General features: G+C 73.9%; 17 protein-coding genes. 10 read left to right on the top strand and 7 right to left on the bottom strand.

Annotation, left to right across the window (positions count from 1 at the left end; translation table 11 throughout):
* Position 1: 1 nt before the first annotated feature.
* From CUT44_RS26270 to CUT44_RS26255, 4 genes are all read right to left on the bottom strand, one after another.
* Complete coding sequence (locus CUT44_RS26270; RefSeq protein ID WP_100204396.1) at positions 2–772, bottom strand: polyprenol monophosphomannose synthase; 771 nt, start codon at positions 770–772, stop codon at positions 2–4.
* The gene (gene lnt, locus CUT44_RS26265; protein ID WP_100204395.1) at positions 769–2595 is read right to left on the bottom strand and encodes an apolipoprotein N-acyltransferase; all 1827 of its coding nucleotides are present in this window, start codon (positions 2593–2595) and stop codon (positions 769–771) included. The genes CUT44_RS26270 and lnt overlap by 4 nt, the downstream gene beginning before the upstream one ends.
* A 573-nt stretch (positions 2596–3168) precedes the next feature.
* Entirely contained in the window at positions 3169–4863 is a 1695-nt protein-coding gene (locus CUT44_RS26260) for an amidohydrolase (RefSeq protein WP_100204394.1), read from the bottom strand.
* 65 nt (positions 4864–4928) lie between these two features.
* A complete protein-coding gene (locus CUT44_RS26255) occupies positions 4929–5369 on the bottom strand; it encodes an Lrp/AsnC family transcriptional regulator (RefSeq protein WP_100204393.1) in 441 nt (146 codons plus the stop codon).
* A gap of 207 nt (positions 5370–5576) precedes the next feature.
* Here CUT44_RS26255 and CUT44_RS26250 point away from each other — a divergent pair, with 207 nt between their 5' ends.
* Complete coding sequence (locus tag CUT44_RS26250; protein ID WP_100204392.1) at positions 5577–5981, top strand: hypothetical protein; 405 nt, start codon at positions 5577–5579, stop codon at positions 5979–5981.
* A gap of 191 nt (positions 5982–6172) precedes the next feature.
* Positions 6173–6901, top strand: coding sequence for a DUF4142 domain-containing protein (locus CUT44_RS26245; protein ID WP_100204391.1), 729 nt, complete (start codon positions 6173–6175; stop codon positions 6899–6901).
* 288 nt (positions 6902–7189) lie between these two features.
* Here CUT44_RS26245 and CUT44_RS26240 read toward each other — a convergent pair whose 3' ends face one another.
* Positions 7190–8344, bottom strand: a complete 1155-nt coding sequence (locus CUT44_RS26240; RefSeq protein WP_100204390.1) for a PucR family transcriptional regulator — start codon at positions 8342–8344, stop codon at positions 7190–7192.
* A gap of 591 nt (positions 8345–8935) precedes the next feature.
* Here CUT44_RS26240 and CUT44_RS34280 point away from each other — a divergent pair.
* The 3 genes from CUT44_RS34280 (at position 8936) to CUT44_RS26230 (ending at position 12369) form a co-directional block, all read left to right on the top strand.
* On the top strand, positions 8936–9574 hold the full coding sequence (locus CUT44_RS34280) for a hypothetical protein (RefSeq protein WP_233221662.1): 639 nt from the start codon (positions 8936–8938) through the stop codon (positions 9572–9574).
* Positions 9571–11088: an NADH-quinone oxidoreductase subunit NuoF family protein gene (locus CUT44_RS34275; RefSeq protein ID WP_233221661.1), complete on the top strand. Its 1518-nt coding sequence runs from the start codon at positions 9571–9573 to the stop codon at positions 11086–11088. The genes CUT44_RS34280 and CUT44_RS34275 overlap by 4 nt, the downstream gene beginning before the upstream one ends.
* Before the next feature lie 276 nt (positions 11089–11364).
* Positions 11365–12369, top strand: coding sequence for an SCO0930 family lipoprotein (locus CUT44_RS26230; RefSeq protein WP_100204389.1), 1005 nt, complete (start codon positions 11365–11367; stop codon positions 12367–12369).
* A 190-nt stretch (positions 12370–12559) separates the two neighbouring features.
* On the opposite strand, the gene CUT44_RS26225 is transcribed toward CUT44_RS26230, so the two are convergent.
* Positions 12560–13735 (bottom strand): acyl-CoA dehydrogenase family protein, encoded by a 1176-nt coding sequence (locus tag CUT44_RS26225; RefSeq protein ID WP_100204388.1) that lies wholly within the window; start codon positions 13733–13735, stop codon positions 12560–12562.
* A 215-nt stretch (positions 13736–13950) separates the two neighbouring features.
* Positions 13951–14901, bottom strand: a complete 951-nt coding sequence (locus CUT44_RS26220) for an alpha/beta fold hydrolase (RefSeq protein WP_100204387.1) — start codon at positions 14899–14901, stop codon at positions 13951–13953.
* A 197-nt stretch (positions 14902–15098) separates the two neighbouring features.
* Between CUT44_RS26220 and gndA the strand changes: the two genes are divergently transcribed.
* The 5 genes from gndA (at position 15099) to CUT44_RS26195 (ending at position 21523) form a co-directional block, all read left to right on the top strand.
* Complete coding sequence (gene gndA / locus CUT44_RS26215; RefSeq protein ID WP_100204386.1) at positions 15099–16544, top strand: NADP-dependent phosphogluconate dehydrogenase; 1446 nt, start codon at positions 15099–15101, stop codon at positions 16542–16544.
* Between the two features lie 225 nt (positions 16545–16769).
* Positions 16770–17951: a S1 family peptidase gene (locus CUT44_RS26210; RefSeq protein ID WP_100204385.1), complete on the top strand. Its 1182-nt coding sequence runs from the start codon at positions 16770–16772 to the stop codon at positions 17949–17951.
* Positions 17952–18306: 355 nt separating this feature from the next.
* Positions 18307–19638, top strand: a complete 1332-nt coding sequence (locus tag CUT44_RS26205; RefSeq protein ID WP_100204384.1) for an ABC transporter substrate-binding protein — start codon at positions 18307–18309, stop codon at positions 19636–19638.
* Positions 19635–20585: a carbohydrate ABC transporter permease gene (locus CUT44_RS26200; protein WP_408646798.1), complete on the top strand. Its 951-nt coding sequence runs from the start codon at positions 19635–19637 to the stop codon at positions 20583–20585. Before CUT44_RS26205 ends, CUT44_RS26200 begins: the two co-directional genes overlap by 4 nt.
* Positions 20582–21523 carry a carbohydrate ABC transporter permease gene (locus tag CUT44_RS26195; RefSeq protein ID WP_100204383.1) on the top strand — a complete coding sequence of 314 codons (942 nt, stop codon included), beginning with the start codon at positions 20582–20584 and terminating at the stop codon, positions 21521–21523. Before CUT44_RS26200 ends, CUT44_RS26195 begins: the two co-directional genes overlap by 4 nt.
* Positions 21524–21533 lie beyond the last annotated feature (10 nt).

Below are 21533 nucleotides of genomic sequence, written 5' to 3'. Positions count from 1 at the left end.
GTCATCCAGTGTGCCTGCGGCCGAGAACCTGGTTCACCCGGGACCGCACTCCCCAGGCCGTGACCCGCCACAGCGCCTCGGCGACGATGTCGCGGTTCATCTTGCTGTCGCCGCGCTCCCGCTCGACGAAGGTGATGGGCACCTCGACCACCTGGTAGCCGGCCCGGTGGGCGCGGTGGGCGAGGTCGACCTGGAAGCAGTATCCCTGGGAGGCCACGTCGTCCATGCCCAGCCCCAGCAGGGTCTCCTTGCGGAAGGCCCGGAAGCCGCCGGTCACGTCGCGCAGCGGCACGCCCAGCAGGAACCGGGAGTAGGTGCTGCCGCCGCGGGAGAGGAACTCCCGGTACCGGGGCCAGTTGACCACGCGCCCGCCCGGCACCCAGCGCGAGCCGAGCACCAGGTCGGCGCCCTTGAGCGCAGTGAGCAGCCGGGGCAGCTCCTCGGGCTGGTGGGAGCCGTCGGCGTCCATCTCGACCAGGACGTCGTAACCGTGCTCGATGCCCCAGTGGAAACCGGCCAGATAGGCGGCGCCGAGCCCTTCCTTGCCCTGCCGGTGGAGCACCCTGACCCGCTCGTCGTCGGCGGCCAGCTCGTCGGCGGCCTTCCCGGTCCCGTCGGGGCTGTTGTCGTCGGCGACGAGGACGTCGGCCTCGGGAACGGCCGCGCGCACCCTGGTGACGACCGGCCGGATGTTGTCGACCTCGTTGTAGGTCGGGATGATCACCAGGACCCTGCCGAGCGGATCCCTCCGGCGCTCTCGGGCGTCGTTCACTTCTGCTGCCTCTTCCCCTCTGTCCCGACCTTCCCCGCTGCCCGCCCCCGCCGGCCGAGGAGACACGCCGCGGCACAGGACAGGACGCCCACGATAGCGAGCGCCCACTCCGGTGCGGAGCCGATCCGGTCGGCCGCCGTGATCTCGTCCCGAAGGGGCAACTCGGCGGTGAGCACGTCCCGGGTGAACTCCTCGGTGCGCTGCTCGATCCTCCCGTCGGGAGCCACGACCGCGCTGATGCCGCTGGTCGCGGCGGTGACGACGGCCCGCCCGTGCTCGACGGCCCGCACCCGGGACATCACCAGCTGCTGCTCGGGCTGGCCGGTGCGCCCGTAGGTGGCGTTGTTGGTCTGCACCACCAGGGCGCGGGCACCGTCCAGCACGGTGTCGCGCACGATCCCGTCGTAGGCGACCTCGAAGCAGATGACGTCGCCGAGCCGGGCGGGGCCGACGTCCAGCACACCGCTGCGCTCACCGGGCCAGAAGTCCCGCGGAACCCGCTGGAGCCGGGTGATGACCTTGCTGAGCTGGTCGCGGTAGGGCACGTACTCCCCGAAGGGCACCGGGTGCTGCTTGGTGTACGAGGCGCCGGGGCCGGTGGCCGGGTCCCAGACGATGCCCTGGTTCTCGACGTACCCCTCGTGCTCCGCGTGGTCGACGAGGGCGCCGACGAGTATGGGGACGCCGACGGCCCTCGCCGCCCGGTCGATGGCGTCGTACGCCTCCGGGGAGCGGTAGGGGTCCAGGTCGGAGGCGTTCTCCGGCCAGATCACCAGGTCGGGCCGCGCCTCCCGGCCGGCCGCCACGTCCTCGGCCAGTTCCAGGGTGGCCCCGACGTGGTTGTTGAGGATCATCATGCGGCGGCCGGCGAAGTCCATGCCGGGCCGCTGCACATTGCCCTGGACGACGGCGATGCGGACGGTGTCGGCGGCGTCGGTGGGGACGGGCACGGCGTATCCGGCCGCGGTGGTCGCCGCCGCGGCGAGCAGGGCGCCGGCCGCGGCGGCCCCCGGGCGGGCGGTACGCGCCCGCCCGCCGTGCTTCTCGTCCCGGCCGTCGTGCTCCCCGCCCCGGTCCGCGCGCGGTGCCCGCCGTACGGCGGGCAGGTGCGAGGCCGCCGCGGCGAGCAGGGTGCCGGTCAGCGCCGCGGCGAAGGTGACCAGGGGCGCACCGCCCAGGGCCGCCAGCGGGAGCAGCGGCGAGTCGGTGACGGCGAAGGCCAGCCGCCCCCACGGAAAGCCCCCGAAGGGGATCCGGTCGCGCGCCCACTCCTCGGCGACCCACAGGCAGGCGCCCCACAGCGGCCACAGCGGCAGCCGCCCGGTGAGGGCCAGTCCGGCGCCCAGCGGCACGAAGAACAGCGCCTCGATCAGCGCCAGGCCGAGCACCGCGTCCCAGCCGATCATGTGGAGCCACTTGAGCAGCACGAAGAAGAACGGCAGGCCCGCCGCGAAGCCGAGCCAGGCCCCCTGGCGGATGGTACGGCCCCGGGTGAGGAGGGAAAGCGCGGTCACGGCGGCGATCGCCAGCGGCCACAGGCCGTACGGCGGGAAGGCCGCGGCCAGGGCGGCACCGGTGACCGCGGCGAGCGCCGAGCGGCCCGCCTCGCGGCGTATCAGCCGGGCCGACCGGGCCGGGAGACGGGGGCGGTCCCGGCCGCCCGCCGCCGACCGGAGGCCGGCCGCGGGGGCCGCGGGGACTCCGGAGCCGTCCGGGCCGGAGGGGGCGGCGCCGGAGGAGTCCGGGCGCGGTGGCGCACCCGGCCGCCGGGCGGCCGGATCCGGCGTCTCGGCTTCGGCGGTGGTATCGGGGCCCGATGGCACGCTCGCGGCCTTTCTGGCAGATCGTGCGGTGACGAGCCCGACCGTACAACGCCGGACGGCTTCCGCGGACGCGGGGTGACGGACCGGACCGGAGCACGGCCGGCGGAGCACGGCTGCCGGAGCGCTGTGCCTCCGGGACGTCTCCGGGGCACGGCCACCGGAACGGGACCCTCCGCGGGACCGGGGCCCGGTGCCCTTCGGGCCGACCTGGCACCCGCTGGCTGCGGATCGACCGAGAGCCGTTGTCTACTGGGCGCCGGGCCCCGCCCGGGTCGCACCCGCCGACCGGCCGGACCTCTTCCGTCCCCGTGCCGCGGGCACTGGACCTGGCTGCCGGCCGTACGCCGGTGTGACGCACCGCCCATGACCCAGCCCGATCGACTACTGCGTGCGGAGGATCCCCGGTCGGACGTCCCGTGGTGGACCCGGCAGAACCTACCGGCCGACCGCCGCGACCTGTCAACACATCCATGACCTGCGACGTTCCGAGAAAACAGCAGGTCAGTAAGGGGGTGGAGACAGCCGGGCGGCAACCCGGGGCCGTGCCGTTCGGCGGGATGGACGCACCCGCCGTCACTCGTTCGGATGCTCGTAAACCGTCCGTCCGGCCACCACCGTCCGCAGGCAGACGGGCAGTTCACGGCCGGGGGTGAGGTCGGGCAGGCCCGGGGTGCCCGAGCGCGGATCGGTGGACCAGGCGGCGATCCGGTCGTCCGGAACCTGCACCACCAGGTCGCCGGTGCGCCACAGGGCGTAGTCGGCCGGTGCGCCGGGGACCAGGACACCGGCGTCGTCCCGGCCGATCGCCCGCCAGCCCCCGCGGGTGTGGGCGGTGAAGGCGGCGCGGACCGAGATCCGGTGCCCGGGGGTGCGGTGGAAGGCCGCGGCCCGCAGGGCCCCCCAGGGGTCGAGCGGGGTGACGGGGCTGTCGGAGCCGAACGCGAGCGGTACGCCGGCGCGCAGCAGCGCCGCGTACGGATTGAGGGTGCGGGCGCGCTCGCGTCCCAGCCGCCGGGCGTACATGCCGTCCTCGCCGCCCCAGGCCGCGTCGAAGGCGGGCTGGACGGAGGCGGTGAGGGCGAACTCGGCGAAGGCGGCGACGGTGTCCGGCGTGAGCATCTCGGCGTGTTCGATCCGGTGCCGCGCGGCGCGCACCCGGCCGGTGCCGACCCGCCCGGCGGCGGCCCGCACCCCTTCGGTGACGGTGCTCAGGGCGGCGTCGCCGATGGCGTGGAACCCGGCCTGGAGCCCGGCCTCGGTACAGGCGGCGACGTGGGCGGCGACGGCGCCGGCGTCCAGCAGTCCGGTGCCGCGGTGGTCCGCGTCGGCGTAGGGGGCGTGCAGGTGGGCGGTGTGGGAGCCCAGGGAGCCGTCGGCGAACAGGTCGCCGGCCGCGCCGACGGCGCCCAACTCCCGCACCCGCCCGGCGTCGGCGGCCGAGGTGACGAGCTCGGCCCAGTAGCCGACCACCCGGGGGCCCGGTTCCTCGGCGGCCAGGGCCAGCAGACCGGTCAGGTCGTCCGCGCCGGAGATGTCGGGGCCCGCGCACTCGTGGAGGGTGCCGATGCCGTGCGCGGCGGCGTGGCGCAGCGCGGCGCGCTGGGCCTCGGCGCGCTGGGCGGGGGTGACCGAGGCGTGGGCGAGGGCCCGTACCGCGTGGTGGGCGGCGCCGGTCAGCGGGGCGTCCCCGTGCCGGCCGGGCAGGGCGGTGACGTCGGTGGCCGCCGGGAGGAGGTCGAGCAGGGCGGTGGTGACCAGGGCGGAGTGGACGTCGACACGGGTGAGGTAGAGCGGCCTGCCGCCGGTGGCCTCGTCCAGCTCGGCGCGGGTGGGCGGCCGTCCCCCGGGCCAGTCGGTGCTGTCCCAGCCGTGGCCGAGCAGGACCCGCTCCCCGGGGCGGGCCCCGGCGTACTCCCGGATCCGGGCCAGGGCCTCGGCCGGGGAGCGGGCGCCGGACAGGTCCAGGCCGGTGAGTGCCAGTCCGGTCGCGGTGGTGTGGACGTGGGCGTCGGTGAAGGCGGGGGTGACGAGCGCGCCGTCCAGGTGGACCACCTCGTCGACGCCGTCGGCGAAGGAGTCCGCGGCGCCCTCCGAGCCGACCCAGGCGATGCTGTCGCCCTCGACGACCATGGCCGTGGCGAAGGGGTCGGCGGGGCTGTGGACCTCGCCGCCGCGCAGCAGGACGGTGCGGGGCCGGCCGGACCGGACCGGCCGCCCGGGTCCGCCGGGCCGCCCGGATCGCTCGGAAGGGGTCGTGCTGTCGCTCATGACCGCCAGTCTCCCCCGTCCGCGGGGTGTCCGGCCGCCGGGGGTGGCCCGGCGGCCGGATTCCCTCAGATGCGCGGCGGCCGGGCCTCGTACGGGGTGGACAGCACGACGGTGGTGCGGGTCGAGACACCGGCCAGGGAGCGGATGCGGGCCAGCAGGTGCTCCAGTTCGCCGGGCGCGGCGACCCGGACCTTGAGGATGTAGTTCTCGTCGCCCGCGACACTGTGGCACGCCTCGATCTCGGGGACCTCGGCGAGCCGGTCGGCGATGTCGTCCGGGGCGCTGGGGTCGAACGGCTTGACCGAGATGAAGGCGGTCATCGGCAGCCCGACGGCCTCCGGGTCCACGATGGCCGTGTAGCCGCGGACGACACCGCGCTGCTCCAGCCTGCGGACGCGCTGGTGCACCGCCGAGGTGGACAGGCCGGTGGCCTTCCCCAGGTCGGTGTAGCTCATCCGCCCGTCCCTGACGAGCAACTCCACGATGCGACGATCCAGCTCCTCCACAGCAGGCAACCTACTGTGCCGGGCGCACCGCGGCACAGCGGGCGTGCGGCCGGCCGCCGCACGGCGCGGGCGTGTGACAAACGCCACACCCGCCGCCTCCGGTCCCGGGGGGCGGTGTGATTACGCGCGGAGCCGGTGGGAAAACCTTGCTGTGGCCGGGATGCCCGGGGACACGGGCGTCCTTCCGGCCCGTCCAAGGGGGATTGCATGCGCACTGTGAAGCCACGCCACGCCGGTCATCCGGACACCGGGTCCCATGACGAGCCCCACGAGGAGAGCACCGAGGCGTACGAGTCATACGAGATCTTCCGGGTGGTCTGCCCGGACTGCGCACAGCCGATCGCGCTGCTCGCCGACGAGGAGACGCTCCCCGAGCACGCGCTGTGCCCGACTCCGTGGAACCCCTTCGGCCTGACCGTCTGCCAGGGTTCCGGGCGCTCCGTCACGGACGCCGGGCCCGACGGCTCCGCGGACGAGACCCGGGAGCGGGACGCCGCCATGCTGCTGACACTGCCCGAGGGACTGGACTGGCGGACCCAGCCGTTCTCCCACGCGGGCGGCCCGGGCACCCGCCCGATGCGCGTTCCGCGCGGGCGGCACGCCCGCCACTGACACCCCGTACGTCTCGGCGGAGGCCGGGGCGGCGCGCCCGTCCGGCGCCCCGCCCGCAAGCTAGCAGCGGTCCCGGCCGGCGGACCTTTCTTTGTCGGTTGATGACGAAGCCTCGGCGCCCTCCCGCACCGGCGCGTTAGCGTCCGGTGCCACCCCAGGAGGGAACGTACGACCGAGTACCAGGAGGCTTCATGCGGTCCGTCATCGGCCGGTCCGTCACGTCCGGACGGACGATCGGCACGGTGCTGGTGATCGGCGCCCTCGCGGCCACGCTCACGGCACTGCTGCTTCCCGTGCACCTGTTCGGCGCCGGGCAGGCCGTGAACGCCGCGGCGGCGGCCCAGGGCTGGGAGGACGACGGCCGCGGCACGGTGAGCACGCCCTACGGGCCGCTCACCGCCATGGACCGCGACTTCGTCCGCAAGGTGCGGCTCGCCGGGCTGTGGGAACTGCCCGCGGGCCGCCAGGCCCAGGAGCGCAGTTCGCGGGAGGAGGTCCGGGTGGCGGGCGAGCACCTGGTGGAGGGCCACACCGAGCTGGACCAGATGGCCATCGACGCGGGACGCATGCTCGGCATCGAGCTGTCCAACCAGCCCAGCGAGGAGCAGCGGGGGTGGCTGGCCCAGATGGACGCCGCCCAGGGCGACGAGTACGACCGGCTCTTCGCGAACCTGCTGCGCCGCGCCCACGGGAAGGTCTTCTCCCTGGTGGCGCAGGTGCGTGCGGAGTCCCGCAACTCGATGGTGCGGAACCTGGCCACCCGCGCCAACGACATCGTGCTGGACCACATCACGGTGCTGGAGGACACCGGGCTGGTGGACTTCGAGTCGCTCGACGGCGACGGGCCGCCCGGACGGCCGGCCACGCCCTCCCAGGTCGTCGGCCTGGGGCGCCCGGAGCGCGCCGGAGCCGTACGGTGAACCGCGCGGTGTGCCACGGGAACACGGCCCGGACGGCGGGAGGGGACGGGGAACGGCGGGAGGCACGGCGGGAGGCACGGCGGGAGGCACGGCGGGAGCCGCCGGCGAGGAGGCGTACGGGCGTGTCCCGCGGGCCGGCCGCACCGGAGCCGGTACGCGGACGGCGGCCCCGGGCCGGTGAGGCCCGGGGCCGCCGGGGTGCGGGAGCCGCGCATGACGGCGGCGACGGACGGCAGCGTCACGCGAGCCGTTCGCGGGGGGCGTGCGAACGGTCGGACGGCCCTGTGGTCACAGGCCGTTGACGCGCGCCTGCCGTGCGCCCGCCAGCGGGCGGATGCCCGCCACGGCGCGTCCCGTGCGTCCCGCACGCGCGTACCTGCGCCGCACCTGCGCCATCAGGCGCCTGCTGTGCAGGGTCATCTCGAGTTCGAACCGGGTACGCGGGTCCCGCAGGGCCGATCCGAACAGCTTCTCTATCTGACGCAGCCGGTACCGCACCGTCTGCGGGTGCACCTGGAGCGTCTTGGCCGCCTCCGGAGCACCTCCCCCTTCCAGCCAGGCCAGCAGGGTCATCTCCAGCCGTTCGCTCTGCCGCGGCGTCAGACCGTCCAGCGGCTGGAGCCAGCGGGCCGACAGCGCACGGGTGAGGGACTCGTCCTGCAGCAGCATGAGCATCGACAGGTGGTCGTCGACGAAGGTCACGGGAGCCTCGGCGCCGGCGGCGCGCGGCGGGGTGAGCGCCAGCAGGCGCCGCGCCCAGCGCAGCGAGGAGAGGGTCTCACCGGGCGGTACGGGGTGACCGACCGCCGCGCGGCGGCCCCGCAGGGCGTTGTCCAGGGCGGTACGGGTGGTGGCGCCGCTGTCCGGGACGATCAGGCAGGGCTCGCCGTCGGCGATGCTGATCAGGGCGTCGCCCAGCACCGCCGCCACCTGGAGCGCCTCGGCCGGCGCCGCGAGGACGACGACCCGGACGGTCTCGGGCAGCGGCCAGCGGGCGGAGCGCGCCAACTCCGTCAGGGAGCTCTCGGGTTCACGCGCGTCGCTGGTGAGCGCGGCGAACAGATGGCGGCGGGCCCGGTCGATCGGCACCGGGGCGGCGAGCGCTTCGCGTCGGACGGCCCGGTCTCCCGCACCGCGTCTCGCCTCGCCGGTCTCGCCGGTCTCCCGTCCGGTGGCCTCGCGGGGCGCCTCGGTCCCGTTCCCGGTGACCCCGGTGTCCGGGGCGGGCTCCGCTTCCGCCCGGTAGCCGAGCACGGCCAGCAGTGCCTGTTCCACCGCCTCCCGCACACATTCGCGCTTGATATCCGCAAACACTCCGGCGAGGCGGGGGTCGTGCCGGAGCTCCTCGGCCACCCGCTCGGCGAGCGAGGGAAGTTCCTTCCTCAGGACGTGGGCCCACTCGCCGCGGGGACGCGACCAGATGCGGTTCAGAAGTTCACACATCTCTACCTCGTTCCTGCCGGGGTGGGGCCCGTCCCGCACGGGGCGGAACGGGCCGACGGAGGGATACCCCCTGCCATCTCCCCGTTGTGGCAGGGGTACTGAGGGTCCTCCAGCGCCCTCCCGGGTGGGGGACGCGGTTTTTCCGGACCGTCTGGGGGACAGTACGGATCCGGGTGGGCATCATGTTCAGCCACCGGGGCAGCGGCGCCGCACCCGCTGGATTTTGTCACAGCACGATAAATACTATGAAGATCCCGCGAAGCTCGTGGATGCTTCTGCCGCCCGACCATGACTCCTTTGGTCGCGCAAAGTACCGGCCTCGGTACCGGACGTCACCGGGCGTCACCGGTCGACGAGTCGGTGGTACTTTGCGGTTCACGACCGGAGAAGGACCGCGCACGATGCCGCGCGTCCGGTCACCGCCCGCTCGGGAGGTTCCGTTTGTCCCCGCCACCCCCGTCCCCGATCACCGTGGTGCAGCGTCCCCCCCGTTCCCGCAGGGCCCAGCGGGTCCAGCGCCCCCCGGACCTGTCACGCGCGTCGCGGGGAGAGTTCCTCCGCGGCCGGCGCGCCGGGGACCTCCGGTCGAACATGCGGCGCAGCCTGGTACTGGCCGCCCTGCTGGCCCTGCTGGTCGCGGCCAACGCGGGCGCCTTCGAACGCATGTGGGAGTTCCTCGACTTCGGCGCCGGGGTGCTGGCACTGGTGTCGCTCACCGCCACGGTGCTGTGGGGCCTGGCCGCCACCGACCGGATGCTGCTGGGTTCCGGTCACCGGCTGTTCGCCCAGGCCGTGCACCGGGGAACGGCCGTCGGCGGACTGGGGTTCCTGGTCCTGCACATCTGGGTGAAGATCGCCGAGGGGCGGACGAGCGCCGTGGCGGCCCTGGTGCCGTTCACCGACGCCGGTCGCCCCCTGCTGATCGGGCTCGGCACCCTGGCCGGTTATCTGTTCCTGGTCGCCGCGGTCACCGGAGCGGTGCGCAGCGCCTTCGCCGCACGGGGCCGTTCCCGCTGGTGGCGCGCCCTGCACATGTGCGCCTATCTGGCCTGGTGCGCCGCGCTGGTGCACGGTCTGCGCGCCGGACGGGCGGCCGCCGCCTGGGCCGAGGCGGGATACCTGCTGGCCCTGGCCGGCGCCGCCGTCGCCCTGGCGCTGCGGCTGGTGGTCGCGCGGCGGACCGAGACGGCCGCGGGCAGCCGCGGGAAGGACAGCGGGAGGAACGGGTGAGCGGGCCGGTGGCCTCACTCGCCTCGGTCGGACCTCCCCGGCTGCTGGCGGGGCTGCACGAGGTGGCGCGGCTGGACCGGGTGGCGCACCTGACCCAGCACGGTTCGCTGCCGCGGCTGCGCGCCCAGGAGGTCGTCGATCTCGCCGAGAACATCGATCTGCGCGGTCGTGGCGGGGCGGGTTTCCCCTTCGCCCGCAAGATGCGGGCCGTCGTCGACTCCGCCCGGCGCCGGGGCGGCCGCTCGGTCGTCGTGGTCAACGGCAGCGAGGGCGAGCCCAGTTGCCTGAAGGACACCGCCCTGCTCCTGCAGGCCCCACACCTGGTCATCGACGGCGCCGTACTGGCCGCCACCGCCCTGGACTCGGAGGGCGTGTGGATCGGTGTCACCCGCGGCGACGTGCAGCGGTCGGTTCAGGCCGCGGTGGACGAACGCGGCCCCACCGGCCCCAGGGTGCGGGTCGCGATGCTCCCCGAGCGGTTCGTCACCGGGGAGAGCAGTTCCATGATCAACGGAATCGGCACGGGCACCACCCTGCCCTCGGGACGCAAGGTCCGCTCCAGTGACAGCGGTCTGGGCGGCCTGCCCACCCTGTTCTCCAACACCGAGACCTTCGCCCAGCTCGCCGTCGCCGCCCGGCTGGGCGCGCTGGAGTACCGCTCGGCCGGACTGCCCGCCGAACCCGGCACCATGCTGCTGACGGTGGCCGGGAGCGTGGTCGTGGAGACGCCGACCGGGGTGCCCCTGCCGTACGTCCTCCAGCTGTGCGGCCTGGAGATCGGCCAGGGCGTGCTCATCGGCGGCTACCACGGCACCTTCGTCGGACCGGAGGCCGCCTGGGCCGCGACGATCTCCCGGGAGTCGCTGGCCGCGTTCGACGCGGTGCTCGGCGCGGGCGCGGTGCTGCCGATCCCCGAGAACACCTGCCCGGTCGGCGAGACGGCCCGGGTGGCGCGCTGGATGGCCGGGGAGACCGCGGGCCAGTGCGGGCCCTGCTTCCTGGGTCTGCCCTCGCTCGCCGACGCCGTCGACGAGGTCGCCGCCGGTGGCGGCATGGCCGCGCTGGACGCCGTGCGCTTCCGCATCGAGACCGTCACCAAACGCGGGGCGTGCAGCCATCCCGACGGCACCAGCCGGTTCGTGAAGTCGGCGCTGGAATCCTTCCCCGAGGAGTTCAACGACCATGCCCTGGGCCGGGGTTGCGGCCGACCGGTGGCCGGTGTGCTGCCGCTGATGCCGGAGACCGACAGCCTCCCGGTCCTGGCCCTGCCCCCGGGCTCCGGCGCGGCCGCGCAGCGGAAGCGGGAGCCGGCGGAGAAGAAGGAGAAGCTGCTCGTGGACTGGACGCTGTGCCAGGGGCACGGGCTGTGCGCCGACATCGTGCCCGACGTGGTCCGGCTCGGCCCGGACGGCTACCCGTCGAAGGCCACGTACTCCGTGCCCGGGGAGGTGCGGCAGCAGGCGCTGCGGGCGGTGCGCCGCTGCCCCGCCCTGGCACTGCGCATCCAGAACTGAGCCGGAGGCCCCGTCGCAGACCGCGCGCCGCGGACGGGGCCGAACGGGGCCGGACGCCGGGCGTTCGGCCCCGTTCCGCGTTCCCACTCCCCCCGCGTCCCACCGCCCGGCGTTCGCCGCCCAACTCCCGCCGCACACCTCGCCGTTCGTCTCACCGGTTGTCATGACGCGACAACTTTTCGCGGGTTTCCCGCGGTCCTGAGCAGGGCCGGCCGCCCTCCCGTACCCCCCGGCGACGACGGCGGAAGACCGCCGGACCGATGCGAAGGAGTGGTCATGAGGAATCGGCGGTACGCGGCGACAGGTCTGGTGGTCGCGGCGTTGCTGGCGGCGTCGGGCTGCGGCAACGGTCAGGCCTCCTCCCAGGACGGCACCGTCCAGCCCGCGGGCGACACCTCGCCCGCCGGGCAGGGGTACACCGGCGGCTACGGTGACGGCACCGAGCAGGCGGGCCAGGGCACCGACCGCAGCGGCCCGGCCGGGACACTGGCCCTGCGCGAGGACACCAAGCTGGGCGAACTCGTCACCGACAGCAAGGGCTGGGTCCTCTACCGGTTCGACGAGGACTCCGCCGAGCCGCCCACGTCCAACTGTGAGGGCCCCTGCGCCACGGCGTGGCCGCCCGTGCCTGCCGACGACGCCGCGGCCACCGCCGGCATCGACTCCGAGGAGCTGGGCTCGGTCAAGCGCCCCGACGGGAGCAACCAGCTCACCCTGGGCGGCTGGCCGGTGTACCGCTACGCGAAGGACGCCAAGCCCGGGGACACCACCGGCCACGGGGTGAACGGCACCTGGTTCGCCCTGGCCGCCGACGGCAAGAAGGCCGGGCAGGAGTCCGCCGCCGACGAGGGCTCGGACGCGGAGGACTCGACCGTACCGGCCGGGGGCGGGAGCTCCGACGACGCCGACAACGCCGGTGACGCGGAGCTGGCGGTCGCCGACAACTCCGAACTCGGCGAGATCCTGGTGGACGCCCAGGGCCGGACCCTGTACCGGTTCGACAAGGACTCCGCCTGGCCGATGAAGACCGGCTGCCTGGGCGACTGCCTGGACACCTGGAAGCCCGCCAAGCCCGTGGACAAGGAGCTCATCGAGGGCGTCGACCCGAAGCTGATCACCACCTTCGAGCGCCCCGACGGCACCGAGCAGATCGCCATCGACTGCTGGCTGCTGTACTGGTTCACCGGTGACACCGAGCCCGGCGACGTCAACGGCCACGGCAAGGGCGGCGTCTGGCACGCCGTCACCAAGGACGGCAAGAAGGCGAAGGCGGCGAACTGACGCCTCCCGCGGCCACCGGGCCGGAAGCCGGCGCGGGAACCGGGGCTCAGAACCGCACAAGGGCGCGCCGCCTCCCCTCCGGCGCGGCCGGTGCGGGCGGGTGTCCCGGCCCGGTGCCCAACGCGGCGGATCCGGTGACCTCCCGTACGGATGGGAGGTCACCGGATCCGCCGCGTTGGGGCCCCGGTGTTCAGCGGCCCCCGGGTCCCGCCAGATGGCGGGCGATCACCATGCGCTGGATCTGGTTGGTGCCCTCGACGATCTGCAGGACCTTGGCCTCCCGCATCAGCCGCTCGACCGGGTAGTCGCGGGTGTAGCCGTAGCCGCCCAGCAACTGCACCGCGTCGGTGGTGATCCGCATGGCGGCGTCCGTGCAGAACAGCTTGGCCGCCGCCGCCTGCGGGGCGAAGGGCTCCCCGGCGTCGCGCAGCCGGGCCGCCGCCAGGTACAGGGCGCGGCCGGCCTCGATCTGGCTGTACATCTCGGCGAGCATGAACCGCACGCCCTGGAAGTCGGCGACCGGGCGGCCGAACTGCTCGCGTCCGGCGGTGTACGCCAATGCCTCGTCCAGCGCGGCCTGGGCCACGCCGACCGCGCAGGCGGCGATGCCCAGCCGGCCGGAGTTCAGCGCGTCCAGGGCGATGGCCAGCCCCTGGCCCTCCTCGCCGACGCGGCGGCCGTCGGGGACCCGGACCCCGTCGAAGTGGACCTGGGCGGTGGGCGAGCCGTTCATGCCCATCTTGCGCTCGGGGGCGGCGGCGCTCAGCCCCTCGGCGTCGCCGGGGACCAGGAACGCGGTGATGCCGCGGGGCCCCTCACCGCCGGTGCGGGCCAGGACGGTGTAGAAGTCGGCGACCCCGCCATGGGTGATCCACGCCTTGGTGCCCTCGATCACCCAGTCCGCCCCGTCCCGTACGGCACGGGTGCGCAGCGCGGCGGCGTCGGAGCCGGAGGACGGCTCGGACAGGCAGTACGCGCCCAGCAGCCCGCCGCCGAACATGTCCGGGAGGTGCTCCGCGCACTGCTCCTTGGAGCCGTGGTGGGCCAGGGCGTGACAGGCGAGGGTGTGGACGCTGGCGCCCAGCCCCACGGTGAGCCGGGACGCGGCCAGTTCCTCCAGGACCTGCAGGTAGACCTCGTACGGCTGGCCGCCGCCGCCGAACTCCTCGTCGTAGGGCAGCGAGAGCAGCCCGGACTCCGACAGGAGGGTGAAGACCTCGCGGGGGAAGCGGCCGGCTTCCTCCTCCTCGGCGGCCTTCGGCCGGATCTCGCGCTCGGCGATCTCCCGCACCAGGGTGATCAGGTCGCGGGCCTCCTCGGTGGGCAGCCTGCGGTCCACCGGCCGGGGGCCGTATTCGGACGTCACGGCGCTCTCCTCCCTGTAGGGCGCCTTGTGGGGCGCTGCGGCGGCGGACGCCTGGGGTGGGGCGGCACCACCGTGATGTGGTCGGTCGGCCGCCGGCCGCCTCTCCGGGTCGCGGAGCGGCTGACCAGCGGCTGCGGTGTTCTGGAGTATGCCCGATCGGCGGCGTGCCGTCACCGCGGGCGGGTGCGGGCGTCCGGCGCCCGTCCGCGGACCGGTCACGCTCCGTGGGCGCCCCGCGGGTGCCGGACGGGCGCGGGCCGCGACGCCCCCGGCGTCTGCGCCCTTTCGGCCGCGAGAAAGGTTCGCAGCGCCCCGGCGAGCTGCTCGGGGGCCTCCTCGGCCATGTGGTGTCCGCTGTCGATCGTGCCGGCGGTGACGTCGTCCGCCCAGCCGCGCCAGATGCCGGGGATGTCGGGGTAGAGGTCGCCCAGATCGTCCCGTTCGGACCACAGCACCAGCACCGGACAGGTGATCCGGCGCCCGGCGGCCCGGTCGGCCTCCTCCAGCTCCCGGTCCACGGTCGGCCCGGCCCGGTAGTCCTCCAGCATGGCGCGTACGGTCGCCGGATCATGGATGGCCCGCTGGTAGTCCTCCCACGCCGCGGCGCCCATCTTCTCCTTCGAGCCGCCGTACCAGGCGGCGGGATCGGCGAGGATCGCGCGTTCGGGCTTGTCGGGGACGGCGAAGAAGAACCAGTGGTACCAGGCGCGGGCGAAGCGCTCGTCGCAGCGGGCCAGGTGCTCGCTGATGGGAATGCAGTCCCCCACCGCGAGCCGGGTCACGGCGTCCGGTGCGTCCAGGGCGAGCCGGTAGGCGACACAGGAGCCGCGGTCGTGGCCGAAGACGGCGAAGCGCTCGTGGCCGAGGTGCCGCATCAGCGCCAGGCAGTCGCGGGCCATGGCGCGTTTGGAGTAGGGCGCGTGGTCGGCGGTGGTGGGCGGCTTGGAGGACTGCCCGTAGCCGCGAAGGTCGGGGCAGACCACGGTGTGGTCCGCCGCGAGCAGGGGCGCCAGGCGGTGCCAGGTGGCGTGGGTGCGCGGGTGGCCGTGGAGCAGCAGGACGGGCGGCCCCGAGCCGCCGTGCCGCACCCGCAGGACCGTGCGCTCCGCCGTCTCCGGCCCCGTCCTCCCCAGGTCGACGTGCTCCAGGGTGAAACCGTCGAACACTTCCGCTCCCTCCGCCGGCCGCCCCCACCGTTTTCCCCGGGCGGCCGCGGGTCACACCCGGCCGGGCGCGGCGGACCCGCCGGCCGTGCGATCCGCCGCGCCGCGGGGCACGGGCGAGACCATCGGGGTCCGCGGCCGTATACCTCGGCATACCGACAGCACCGCACCTCCGGGTGTGAAGGACAGGAGTGACAGACATGAGCAGTCCCGCACAGATCGGCGTCACCGGACTGGCGGTCATGGGCCGCAATCTGGCCCGCAACTTCGCCCGCCGCGGCTACACCGTCGCCGTGCACAACCGCACCGCCGCCCGGACCCGTGAGCTGGTGGCGGAGTTCGGCGGCGAGGGCGACTTCGTGCCCGCCACGACGGCCGAGGAGTTCGTGGCCGCCCTGGAGCGCCCGCGGCGCCTGGTGGTGATGGTCAAGGCGGGCGAACCGACCGACGCCGTGATCGAGGAGTTCGCCCCGCTGCTGGCGGAGGGCGACATCATCGTCGACGGCGGCAACGCCCACTTCGCCGACACCCGCCGCCGCGAGCGGTCCCTGCGAGAGCGCGGCATCCACTTCGTGGGGGCGGGCATCTCCGGCGGGGAGGAGGGGGCGCTGAACGGCCCGAGCATCATGCCGGGCGGCCCGGCCGAGTCCTGGGAGGCGCTGCGCCCGCTGCTGGAGAGCGTCGCCGCGAAGGCCGCCGACGGCACGCCCTGCACCGCGCACATCGGTCCCGACGGGGCCGGGCACTTCGTGAAGATGGTGCACAACGGCATCGAGTACGCCGACATGCAGCTCATCGCCGAGGCGTACGACCTGCTGCGCACGGTCGCCGGGTACGAGCCGGCCCGGATCGCGGAGGTCTTCCGCACCTGGAACACCGGCCGGCTGGACTCCTACCTCATCGAGATCACCGCCGAGGTCCTGGCCCACACCGATGCCGCCACCGGGCTGCCCTTCGTCGACGTCGTCGCCGACCGGGCCGAGCAGAAGGGCACCGGCCGCTGGACCGTGCAGACCGCCCTGGACCTGGGCGTGCCGGTCTCCGGCATCGCCGAGGCGGTCTTCGCCCGCTCCCTGTCCGGCCACGCCGGACTGCGCGAGGCCTGCGCCGAGCTGCCGGGCCCGCGCTGCCAGGTCCTCGACGAGCGGGACGCCGCGCGCTTCGCCGACCAGGTCGAGCAGGCCCTGTACGCCTCGAAGGTCATCTCCTACGCCCAGGGCTGGAACATGATGCAGGCGGCGAGCGCGGAGTACGGCTGGGGCGTCGACCTGGCGGACGTGGCCGCCATCTGGCGCGGCGGGTGCATCATCCGGGCCGCGTTCCTGGACCGGGTCCGCGCCGCCTGCGCGGCCGACCCCGCGCTGCCCACCCTGCTGGCCGACGAGGAGTTCGCCGAGGAGGTCGGCGAGGCGCAGCCGGCCTGGCGGACGGCGGTGGCCACCGCCGTCCGGTACGGCGTCCCCGTGCCGGGCCTGTCCGCGGCGCTGGCCTCGTACGACGCGCTGCGCGCCGAGCGGCTGCCGGCCGCCCTCACCCAGGGCCAGCGGGACTACTTCGGCGCCCACACCTACCGGCGCACCGACCGGGAGGGGGCCTTCCACACCCGCTGGGGCCAGGACCGCTCCGAGGTGCGCGCCGACGGCTGAGGCCGCGCACCCGCCGGGCGGCTTCCCGCAGGCCGTTCCCGCCGTTTCCGGACCTCCCCACCGGGGGCCGGGCAGCGGTGGGAACGGCCTGCGTCATTGGTATGGACATGACGAAAGGGAGCGCCCTACCCTTCCATTGGATCAGACCTGAGAGCGCTCTCACGTCTCCACTGTCCCACCCCACTCCGGCCCCACCGGGTCGGACGACAGCGAGGAGAACCCCCCATGCGACGCCCTCCAAGACGTCCCGCCCTGCGCGCCGGCCTGTCCGCGCTGCTCCTGCTGGGCACCCTGACGGCCGCCGGAAGCGCCCTCTCCCCCGCCGCAGCCGCCCCCGCTCCGGCCGGTGGCACACCCGCTCCCGCACCGGGCCTGGTGAAGGCCATGGAGCGCGATCTGGGTCTGGACGGGCGCCAGGCCGAGCGGCGGCTCCGACAGGAGGCCAGGGCCGCGAAGATCGCGCCGCGGGCCGAACGGGCCGCGGGCGCGTCCTTCGGCGGTTCCTGGTTCGACCCCGGCAACGGCACGCTGGTCGTCGGCGTGACCAGCGCGGACAAGGCCGCCGCGGTGAAGTCCGCGGGCGCCTCGGCCCGCGTCGTGGAGCACAGCGCGGCGGAGCTGGACGCCGCCAAGGCCCGGCTCGACTCCCGGGCCGAGCGCGCGGGCACCCCGGACGGGGTGGTGAGCTGGTACGTCGACCCGCGTACCAACGGCCTGGTGGTCGAACTCGCCGAGGGCGCCGAACGCGGCGCCGGACTGCGCGCCTTCCTCGCCGCCGCTCGGGAGACCGTCCCCGTCGCGGTGCGGGAGACGGCCGAGGAGATGCCCGCCCCCGTCGCCGCGGGCACCGTCGGCGGGGACCCGTACTACGCCGGCAACAGCCGCTGCTCCATCGGCTTCTCGGTGGAGGGCGGCTTCGTCACCGCCGGACACTGCGGGGGCACCGGGCAGACCGTCCGGGGCTGGGACGGCTCCGAGATGGGCCGCTTCGAGGGGTCGTCCTACCCCGGCAACGACTACGCCTTCGTCCGGATCGGCCACGGCTGGTGGACCGAGCCGGTCGTACTGGGCTGGGGCCGGACGCCCGACGTGCTGGTCCGCGGCTCGAACGAGGCCCCGGTCGGCGCCTCGGTCTGCCGCTCCGGTTCCACCACCCAGTGGCACTGCGGGCAGATCCTGGCGAAGAACCAGACGGTCCAGTACCAGGGCGGAGCCGTCCTGCACCAGCTCACCAAGACCAGCGTCTGCGCCGAGCCCGGCGACTCGGGCGGCTCGTACATCAGCGGCGACCAGGCCCAGGGCGTGACCTCCGGCGCCTGGGGCGACTGCACCGGCGGCGGGGAGAGCTGGTTCCAGCCGGTCAACGAGATCCTGTCGGTGTACGGGCTGCGGCTGCGCACCGCCTGACCCCGCCCGGCATCATCGGACACCGCCGGAAAACAGTCTTCCGGATCCGTCCCGAACACGTTTGCATATGACGGGCCGCCCGGCCGAGCCGGGCGGCCCGTCGTCCTGTCCGCGAGGGCGTCCCGACCGACGGCCCCCGGTGGGCCGGGCCCGCACCGCTGCGGTGCGGGCCCGGCCCACCGGGGGCCGTCGCCGCCTGTCACATCCGTGAACACGGCCTCGCCGGCGCGGATCCCGGCGGAAGCCGGAGGAACGCGTTTCTCCCGAAGCCTTGACGGCCCCGGGGGCCACTCCTAGGGTCACGGCCAACGTTTAACCCACTGAAGCAGGTTCATGTACATGGACGGAGAAGACCATGGAGCGTTTCTCCAGAGGACCCCGGTCCCGCCGGGCGCGCGGTGCGCTGGCCCTGCTGGTCTCCGGTGCTCTGATCACCACGGCGAGCGGCTGCGGCGGGGAGGACTCCTCCGCTGACTCCGACGCCCCGCTGGAGGTCTGGACGCGCAGCGCCCCGGACCCCGCCGCCACCTACAAGAAGATCTTCGCCGCCTTCACCGAGAAGACCGGCATCAAGGTCAACTACCAGCCCGTCGTCGAGTTCGACAAGCAGCTCCAGTCGCGTGCCTCCTCCAAGAACCTGCCGGACGTGATGATCAACGACAGCGGTTCGATGGGCACCTACCAGTCCCAGGGCCTGCTGCTGCCCGTCGACCGCGAGTCCGTCGCCGGGCAGGAGGACATCTCCGAGGACACCTGGAAGACCACCGTCGGCCTGGACGGCGACTACTACGGCGTCCCCTTCTCCCGCCAGGCGCAGGTGACGCTCGTCCGCAAGGACTGGCGCGAGAAGGTCGGCCACCCGGTGCCCGAGACCTGGGAGGACCTGGCGAAGCTGGCCGAGGCATTCACCACCGAGGACCCCGACGGCAACGGCAAGGACGACACCTACGGCATGGTGGTGCCCGGCAGCACCGAGCGCGGCTACCTCTCCTGGTGGGCCTCGTCCTACGTCTGGCAGGGCGGCGGCGGCTACGTCGAGGAGGCCGGTGACGGCAAGTACCGGGCCGTCGTCGACTCGCCCGGCTCGGTCAAGGCCGTCACCTGGATCAAGGAGCAGTTCTGCGAGAAGCGCGTCCAGCCCGGCGCGCTGACCGCCAACACCATGAACGCCCCGCACTTCCAGGAGGGCACCGCCGGCATCTACCACACCGGCGCCTACTACTTCATCCCCTACGACAAGCGCCCGGGGAAGGACAAGTACGAGGTCATCGCCCCGCCTGCCGGGCCGGGCGGCGTCGCCACCCTGGCCGAGGGCGAGAACATCTACTTCGGCGCCGGCTCGAAGAAGACCGAGGCGCAGCAGAAGCTCGCCGAGTTCCTCATCAGCCCCGAGGCGCAGCAGCTCGGCATGAAGACGGAGACCCAGGCCGTGGTGCGGCTGCCGGTCAACACCACCCTCGACGCCGCCGAGGTCCTGGGCGACGAGCGCTGGAAGGTCGTGCAGGAGATGTACGAGAACTCCTCGCACTCCTTCCCCGCGGCCATCGACTTCACCCCGATCAGGCAGTCCGTCGCCGAGGGCCTCAACAAGCTGTTCGCCGACTGCGGCGGCGACGTGGAGACCGGGCTGAAGCAGCTCGCCGAGACCGTGGACAAGGAACTCGAGTCGCAGGACCTGCTGCCGTGACCGCACCCGTCCTCGAACCCCCGCCCCGGCTCAGCCCCGCTCCCCCGGGGAAGGGCCGGGGGCGGGGCCTCCGTCTGAGCCGTCCGTCCCGCCGGTCGCTGATCCCCTGGCTCTTCCTCGCGCCGGGACTGCTGCTGGCGCTCGTCTTCAAGTTCATCCCGATGTTCGAGGGCATCCGGCTGAGCCTGTACGAGGTCCAGCCGTTTCTCGGCAACGAGTGGGTGGGGCTGGAGAACTACACCACGGTGCTCCAGGACGACCGCTGGCGCGAGGCCATGGGCCACACCCTGCTGCTCGGCGGCGGGCAGGCCTTCGGCGCGCTGGTGGTCGGCTTCCTGCTCGCCCTGCTGCTGGAGGGCCAGTCCCGCTCACTGTGGCTGGTGCGCACCGCCGTCTTCCTGCCGGTGGTCACCGCGATCGCCGTGGTCGGCGAGGTCTGGCGGCTGCTGTACACCCCCACCCCCGACGGCTTCGCCAACTCGGTGCTGGGCTTCCTCGGCCTGGGTCCGCTGCCGTTCCTCTCCAGTCCCGACAGCGCGCTGTGGTCGGTGATGACCGTCGGCGTCTGGATCGGCGCCCCCTACAACATGGTGATCATCCTCGCCGGCCTGTCCGGAGTGGACCGCACGCTGTACGAGGCGGCCGCCGTCGACGGTGTCTCGCTGTGGCAGCGGCTGCGCCACATCACCCTCCCGGCACTGCGCCCGGCCATCACCATCGTGCTCACCCTGGCCGCCATCCGCAGTCTGCGGATCTTCACCGAGGTCTACGTCCTCACCGGGGGCGGTCCGGCCGGCTCCACCGAGGTGTGGATGACCCGGGTGTTCTCCCTGGGCTTCACCCGCAACGACATCGGCGTCGCCTCCGCGGCCTCGATGCTGCTGCTGGCCGTGACCCTGCTGCTGACGGTGGCCGTCCAGTACTTCCGCCGGAGGGCCGAACGATGACCGCCACCCTCGACAAGACCACCGGCGGAGCCGGCGGCGGGACCGCCCGCCCGGCCGTCCGCCGCACCACCACGGACAGCCGGCGCTTCGACACCGCCCTGGGCTGGTCGCCCGGGCTGGGCCCATCGCTGGTACTGCGCGTGGTGCTGTGCGCACTGGCGCTGTTCGTCTTCGCCTCGCCCTTCCTGGTGATCATCTCCGGCGCCTTCGACGACGACACCCGCACCACCGCGCTGTCCCTGTTCCCCGGTGACATCACCCTGAACAACTTCACCGTCGCCGGGGACCGCGGCGTGTGGAGCTACTTCGCCAACTCCCTGGTCATCGCGGGCGGCGGGCTGCTGCTCCAGATGACCGTCTCGGTGCTGGCCGCCTACTCGCTGGCCCGGCACCGGTTCCGCGGCCGGGCGCTGGTGCTGATGCTGTTCCTGCTCACCATGATGCTTCCCGAGGAGATCATCGCCGTCCCGCTGTCCCTGGTCATCGGTGACCTTCCGGTGCTGGACATCAGCCTGAAGGGCACCGTGCTCGGCGTCATCATGCCCGTCGGCATCTGGGGCTTCTCGGTACTGGTGATGACCGAGTTCATGAAGGAGATACCCGCCGAGATCGAGGAGGCCGCCCGCCTGGACGGGCTCGGGGAGCTCCGGCTGCTGTGGCAGATCGTCCTGCCGCTGTGCCGCCCGGCCCTCGGCGTGATCGGCATCTTCGGCTTCCTGATGATCTGGGACCAGTACCTGCTGCCCCTGATCGCGGCCAACGATCCCAGTGACTACACCCTGACCGTCGCGCTCGCCGTCCTGCGCACCGACGTCGAGGTGGGGTCGGGGGTCCTGCTGGCCGGAGCATTCATCGCCCTCCTGCCCAGTCTGATCGTCTACCTGTGCCTGCAGGGCTCTCTCATCCGCGGCATCACCGCGGGCGCGACGAAGGGTTGAGCAAGGAGAT

It is taken from the genome of Streptomyces carminius (assembly GCF_002794255.1).
Lineage (GTDB): Bacteria > Actinomycetota > Actinomycetes > Streptomycetales > Streptomycetaceae > Streptomyces > Streptomyces carminius.
This window is presented reverse-complemented; position numbering and strand designations above follow the sequence as displayed.

Bases quoted from the DNA above. Each gene is read 5' to 3' on its own strand.
- CUT44_RS26260 (WP_100204394.1), bottom strand. From the start codon at position 4,863: ATGAGCGACAGCACGACCCCTTCCGAGCGATCCGGGCGGCCCGGCGGA.
- CUT44_RS26250 (WP_100204392.1), top strand. From the start codon at position 5,577: ATGCGCACTGTGAAGCCACGCCACGCCGGTCATCCGGACACCGGGTCC.
- CUT44_RS26245 (WP_100204391.1), top strand. From the start codon at position 6,173: ATGCGGTCCGTCATCGGCCGGTCCGTCACGTCCGGACGGACGATCGGC.
- CUT44_RS26240 (WP_100204390.1), bottom strand. From the start codon at position 8,344: ATGTGTGAACTTCTGAACCGCATCTGGTCGCGTCCCCGCGGCGAGTGG.
- CUT44_RS34280 (WP_233221662.1), top strand. From the start codon at position 8,936: ATGCGGCGCAGCCTGGTACTGGCCGCCCTGCTGGCCCTGCTGGTCGCG.
- CUT44_RS26230 (WP_100204389.1), top strand. From the start codon at position 11,365: ATGAGGAATCGGCGGTACGCGGCGACAGGTCTGGTGGTCGCGGCGTTG.
- gndA (WP_100204386.1), top strand. From the start codon at position 15,099: ATGAGCAGTCCCGCACAGATCGGCGTCACCGGACTGGCGGTCATGGGC.
- CUT44_RS26210 (WP_100204385.1), top strand. From the start codon at position 16,770: ATGCGACGCCCTCCAAGACGTCCCGCCCTGCGCGCCGGCCTGTCCGCG.
- CUT44_RS26205 (WP_100204384.1), top strand. From the start codon at position 18,307: ATGGAGCGTTTCTCCAGAGGACCCCGGTCCCGCCGGGCGCGCGGTGCG.
- CUT44_RS26195 (WP_100204383.1), top strand. From the start codon at position 20,582: ATGACCGCCACCCTCGACAAGACCACCGGCGGAGCCGGCGGCGGGACC.